Source organism: Prevotella sp. CAG:255 (assembly GCF_000431195.1).
In the GTDB taxonomy this organism is placed as follows: Bacteria; Bacteroidota; Bacteroidia; order Bacteroidales; family Bacteroidaceae; genus Prevotella; species Prevotella rara.
This window is the reverse complement of record NZ_HF986810.1, coordinates 1-5,776: the sequence shown is the minus strand read 5'-3', so window position 1 is coordinate 5,776 and position 5,776 is coordinate 1. Positions and strand designations below refer to the sequence as shown.

At 47.0% G+C, this 5,776-nt stretch carries 5 protein-coding genes and 1 pseudogene; 1 reads left to right on the top strand and 5 read right to left on the bottom strand.

The window, feature by feature from the left end; genetic code table 11:
• From QVO66_RS07330 to QVO66_RS07310, 5 genes and pseudogenes are all read right to left on the bottom strand, one after another.
• Positions 1 to 699 (bottom strand): annotated as a pseudogene (locus QVO66_RS07330) (AAA family ATPase); the annotation flags it as partial.
• 145 nt (positions 700 to 844) lie between these two features.
• Positions 845 to 4,108, bottom strand: a complete 3,264-nt coding sequence (gene dnaG, locus QVO66_RS07325) for a DNA primase (protein ID WP_021854803.1) — start codon at positions 4,106 to 4,108, stop codon at positions 845 to 847.
• A complete protein-coding gene (locus tag QVO66_RS07320) occupies positions 4,105 to 4,308 on the bottom strand; it encodes a helix-turn-helix domain-containing protein (protein ID WP_021854802.1) in 204 nt (67 codons plus the stop codon). The genes dnaG and QVO66_RS07320 overlap by 4 nt, the downstream gene beginning before the upstream one ends.
• A gap of 74 nt (positions 4,309 to 4,382) precedes the next feature.
• Positions 4,383 to 4,691, bottom strand: a complete 309-nt coding sequence (locus QVO66_RS07315; RefSeq protein ID WP_021854801.1) for a hypothetical protein — start codon at positions 4,689 to 4,691, stop codon at positions 4,383 to 4,385.
• Positions 4,692 to 4,696: 5 nt separating this feature from the next.
• Positions 4,697 to 4,888, bottom strand: coding sequence for a hypothetical protein (locus QVO66_RS07310; RefSeq protein ID WP_021854800.1), 192 nt, complete (start codon positions 4,886 to 4,888; stop codon positions 4,697 to 4,699).
• Positions 4,889 to 5,036: 148 nt separating this feature from the next.
• On the opposite strand from QVO66_RS07310, the gene QVO66_RS07305 reads away from it, so the two are divergent.
• Positions 5,037 to 5,492, top strand: a complete 456-nt coding sequence (locus QVO66_RS07305; protein ID WP_021854799.1) for a helix-turn-helix domain-containing protein — start codon at positions 5,037 to 5,039, stop codon at positions 5,490 to 5,492.
• The last annotated feature ends 284 nt before the right edge of the window (positions 5,493 to 5,776 follow it).

Sequence of the window (5,776 nt, the reverse complement as noted above, 5' to 3'; positions counted from 1 at the left end):
TTCCTGCTGGCTGGTTGCTTTCAGGTATTCAGCAAAATCTTCTGTCAGTCCATTCTTAATGATGTATTCTTCAATATTGCTACCTCCTTCTTTCAAGCCGATGAATTCTCTATAGTCCAGGCTTCTGAAAAAAAGCATATTTTCGACAAAGTCCTTAAGCCGCAAAATCGCATGGCCTTTGGCCAATGGGACAGTACCCACCAAGTAATTAATGATGGAGATGTTGTTTGCACCTGTCTTCAAACTATTGATAGCCGCGTCAGACAGGGCGAACTCTTCCGCAATTCTAAGTTCGTCCGCATCCTTATATACCAGCTCTTTCCCGTTTAGTAGCAGTTTCTCGCTCAGCAATTCGCCTTTCAGGTCTTTTGCCTTCTTTGAGTAACTGTAATTCAATATGTCATCACCAAAAACGAAAGTGTACTCGAACTCTACAGGTTTGATAATGTTTGCTGCGTATGCAAAATTCAGATAGTAGTCTGGCTTTTTCCATTTGTGGGACAAGTGGTTCGCTATATCAAAAATAGCCAGTCCGAGATTTGTTTTTCCAGACCCATTGGGACCGTACACTATTCCGTTCTTCACTACACCGTTATTTATGGCGTGGGAGTTGAAGGTGTAGTTGCTTGGATGTGACAAATCCCATTCTATTTTGTCAGCAAATCCACGGTAATTCTTCACAGCGAATCTTGTAAGCATGATTTAATAACGTTTAGCATTAAGTACTTATGCTTGCAAAGATACAAAAAAACAGATACAGCCGCAAAAAAATTACGGATAATGGACTGTCATGTTACAAATTTAACACCTTTAGTAATATTAAAGTCTGTCTTTTACTCAATTATTACAATTCTTCCGAAACGACTTCCGTTTCAAGGTCAAGCCCGAAGTTTTCCTTAAGTTGTAAATAATCGAAGCACAAAGCCTTCGGGCGGTTGACCCTGACTTTCCTGACCTGCTGGCCGTTGACAAACTCGACCGAGTAGTCCGGCTGACCATTGGGAAGAAGAATGGTGAACCTGTCCTGCTTCAAGCCGAGGAACGACGGCTGCGATTTCAGGTACGACATTACAGTTGACCAGTTGGAACGGTTGGCAGTGGCATTCATGCTTCGGCTGCCGAACAGCGAGGAAACCGCCGCCGTATTCAGATACAGGATGGGGCGTGCCTCCTTGAACTCGATAGCCTCTTTTGACGATAACGGGCGGAACGACCTCATGTATCTGATGCGGTAATGAGCGTTCTCTATGCACTTCCCTGATGTTTGGAAGCCTTGCAGCATGTTCCAGAAGTCGGCTATTTCGGAGCTTTCCTGAGCTAGCTCGTTCTGGGTGCGCAGTCCGCATAGGGAGGTATCAAACAGTTCTGCATAACTGAAAGGCACGTCTATGACCGTTTCCAATGTGCGGAACGTGGCCAGCGGTATGACCCAGTTCCCGAATATGCGGTCATGCACCGTTTCGTTTTCCAACTTCGTGGCCAGCTCCCGTTTGGTGATGGAATAGATTTCCGGAAAGTTCCTCTCAAACAATTCTCTATGATTAAGGATTTCAATGGTCAGGTGTGTCAGCCCCATGTTGCACATTGCCACCAAATCCTCATAGCGTTTCTTTTCCACTTGACTGAAGGAGGTCTTGGAAAAGGCAAGAAACAGGACACGGGTGTAAAGTGCCATGTCCTGTGTGGGCTTGTCCTGACCGCAAAGCACTATGCCCGTGCTGACGATGGTCTGCGCCGCCATTCCGTCCGTGTTTGTGTTTTTCTTGGTCTGGCCTCCGCCTCCCCACAGTCCTTTCAGGTAGGCTATCTTGCGGATGTCAAGGTCGTTCTTGTACTCGTCGAACACGGTGAGGGTGTTGACGGCCTGCGACACACGGTCGTTCATGGCCGGGACGGAGGTCACGCCGAGGTTTGGAGGGTCAACGCCGTGCAGGAAAAAGGACTGGAGGGAAGTGGCGAGGGTGGTCTTTCCCGTGCCTTTCTCGCCGAAGAGATTGAGAATGGGGAAATGCCTTGTACGTTTGAACACTACATCACGGAACAATGTGGTCAACAGGTAACAGAATGCGACTGTGGCGTTCTCCCCGAACACGTCCATCAGCAATGACACGTAATCGTAAAGTTTCACACCGCTGCGGTTTCCATGCACCATCAATCGCTCGAACTGGTATATCTCCGAGTTGTGCTGGTAGATTTTGGAATGTCCGGGCAGGTAGAACGCCTTGCCTTTTACGTCACGGACTATCCCAAGGTCATCGGCTTTCTTGAACGTGCCACCGTCCAGTATGCCGTTGCCGAAAGCGAAGAAACCTTCCTCGGCATTCCATCCCAATTTTCTTATCCGCTCCGCAGTGTCGGTCTTGGAGTACAGGTATTCCTTGACGCGGTTGAGCTTGTCTATCTTGGACAGCCATACGTAATTGCCCAATGAGCCGACTTTCTGCTGGAAGTTGCTCAGCGAACACAGCTCTGATTCTTTCAGCTCTACCACGCGACAGACGTTGTACATGTTGCGCATCCTGAATATGCGCGTGCCGTTGTTCTCGTCCTCGATGTGGAACAGCGGTTCCATGATGAAGTTGGAAATCCTCACAGGCTCACCGTCATCGTCGGGAGTGGCGTAATAGCAGTTGTCACGGACAAACAAGCCGAACTGCCGCAGGAGTTCCGCTTCGCGCTGCCTCTCGTCCATCGGGGTTGCCCTGTCTTTCCTCTTTCGGGCTTCGCCACGTGCCTGCGTTACGGCATCGCGCCACAGCTTCGCCTTGCCGTGCAGTCTTGAAAGTTGTTCTATGCACTGGTCAAAGACGAGTTGGTCGTCCACGTAGCGGAGCAGGCCGGCAATATCCGCCACACACTTGCGCTCCTCCACCAATGAGTCAGCAACGAGAAACCGTTTCTGTGCCAGCCAGACGATGAAGTGCTTTTCCTCAAGTGAGGTGAAATCCTCCTTTGAGCGGATGTAACTATCCGCATCGTTCTTTATCGGCTTTTCCCTTACGGCATCATCTGGTATTCCGTCCGGGTAAAGTGTATAGAGTTTGTCATCGGGTATGTTGACTTTTGCAAACGGTAGTTCCCTGACCGTCACGTGAAATCCCTTTCGAATAGCGGCAGCCCCGTTTGCCATGACCGCCTCGAATCCGGGGCCATATGCCTTTCCATCCGCAACGTCCGAATCGGGAACAAAACATATCGCGGAAGTGAACTTCTTTAACAATGTAAGCTGGCTGTCCGTCCATGCCGTACCAAGCGCGGCCACGGTGTTGTCATATCCAACTGACTGCATCCTAAGGACGTCAGGTGCGCCTTCCACCACAATGAAGTAGTCTGAGTTACGGGTGCGGCTTGCCCTGTCTATCCCGAACAGCGTATCTCCTTTGGAATAGACGGGGCTTGTGGCGGAGTTGACGTATTTCGGGGCTTTGGGATTCGTGCCGATATACCGTGCCGTATAGGCGGTGACGCGCCCCCACCTGTCACGGATGGGTATCATGATGCGCTGCCTGAACATGGTGTATGCGCCACTGTCCTCACTGCGCCTTAACAGTCCAAGCTCGAAAAGGACTTTCTCACTTATAGATGACTTGCGGCAATGGTCCATGAAAAGCCCACCGTCTTTCGGGGCGTAGCCTATCCCTGCCACGGAACAGGTTTCTTCCGGCCATCTGCCATAAGTATAGTCACGCGCCTGGCGGCTTTCAGAGTCATCCGTTTTTCTCAGACTGTCGTAGAAAAACTTTTGGACTTGCTCAAGGGCAATGAGCAGCGACTCCTTGTGTCGGGCCTCTGCCGTTTCCTCCTCATTGCGTTCCTCTTCCATGTATTCAACTGCAATGCCATGTTGCTTGGCTATGAACACCACCGCATCCGTGAAAGACAGGTTCTCTTTCTCCATTACGAACGAGATGGCATCGCCGCCACGGTTGCAGCCGAAGCAATGGTACAAGCCCTTCTGTGGCGACACTGTGAAGGACGGTGTCTTTTCTGAATGGAAAGGGCATAGCCCGACCAGCGACGAGCCTTTCCTTTTAAGGCTGACGTAAGTGCACAGCACATTTTCTATGTCGACACCCCTGACTTTACTTATGGTGGCTTCACTGATCATAATTTCGTTAAGATGTGCCAGCACTCGATAATGGATTGCCCCGAATACTTAGGACGCTTGGAATTGCCGGGGTTGACCGGCTTGATATAACCGTTCTCTCTATACTTTCGCAACGTCTTATGACTTACGCCAAGCTCGGCGCAAGTGCGCTTAACAGAATAGACTCCATCCGGATTACAAGTTGGCTGCAGCTCTTTCATTGATTATACATATATTTTCTACCATTTTACACATCGATAATATGTTTGACATAGCCATAAAATGGTTTATAAATTCATTTTCTCTTCTTGTTTGTTATGCTGCTCGATGGCTGATTATTAAAATAATCTTGTACAGTCCGTTGCAGAAAACGTAGCTCGGCCGTTTTGTATTCAACCTTTCCCGGCCTTTTACAGGGCACGATTTTCCCTTGGCGCCTCCATCTCTCGACGTTCCGGCGGCCAAACATCTGATACGCCTTCCTTTGGCTGACATATTCCGGGTCGTCATGGTCAGCTTTCAACAGCTTGACAATCCTTGCAGCAAGGTCGTTCAAGAATGTATCATAAGGAATCAAATGGTCAAGAAACTGAAATAGAGGCATATTTGCTACTTAACTCTTTTGACTGTAATAGTTTGATTCTCACGATTTGTTTTTGTCTTAAACTGACGGTTAAAGATAGCACCCAACTCTGAAGCCTGCGTGCGGACACTTTTCAGCCGTGAAATGGGAAATGTCACTTCATCACCAAACTCGAGTGCTGTAAGCACGGGACGGATTTTTTCCAAGTTTTCTGCCATAACTTTTGGATGTTTAATGTTTAATGTTTAACTTTGTATTCTCCAAACAAGAAATTTAACGCCTGCAAAGTAACATAAAAATGTTTATGCAGCCAAATATTTATTTAATGATTTCTGTTTATACCTACAAAATTGTCGATTTAACTAAATGAACATAGATATTAAAAACATACATGTGGGTGAAGCGATAGAAAAGCGCCGCATAGAATTGGGAATAAGCAAATCTGAGCTTGGACGCAGGATAGGCGTAACCCAGCAACACGTTAACCGTATTTTGGAACGGGAAACGATGGAAACCAAACGCCTCATTAAAGTAAGTGAGGCGCTAGACTTCAATTTCTTCACCTTATTCTGCCCCGTACAGCATCAGATATCCGCTTACCTTGCCGCAGTGGCAGTGGACGGAAATGCACACAATAACATTGGCGATGCTGAGCTTGCGGCCCAACTAAGCAAGGTACAGTCTGAGGTTGAAAATAAAAATGAAACAATTAAACTATTAAAAGAACAGATAGATAGCCTGAATGCTCAAATAACACGCCTTGACTCTAACTTGAAGGACAAGGATGCCATTATCGAACTTTTAAAAGAAAGGAGGACATAAGAAATGAATGTACTGTAGATTAACTGTTGCTTTATGATAAGCTACTATTCATGTTTGCATTTTTAATGGAAACAAAAAAAACGTTTATTCTATAAGCAAGGGGAATATGTGATAGCAAAAAGCTATATGCAGTGCAATACGATTTGCTTACACAATCAATGTAAGCATCTGATTATTAGAATTAAAAAGCTGCGGCGCAAGCTGCTGTTGAGGAATAAAGACTAAAAACAGTTAACAATAAAGATAGGCGGCAAGTAATATACTTGCCGCCTATCTTTATATTA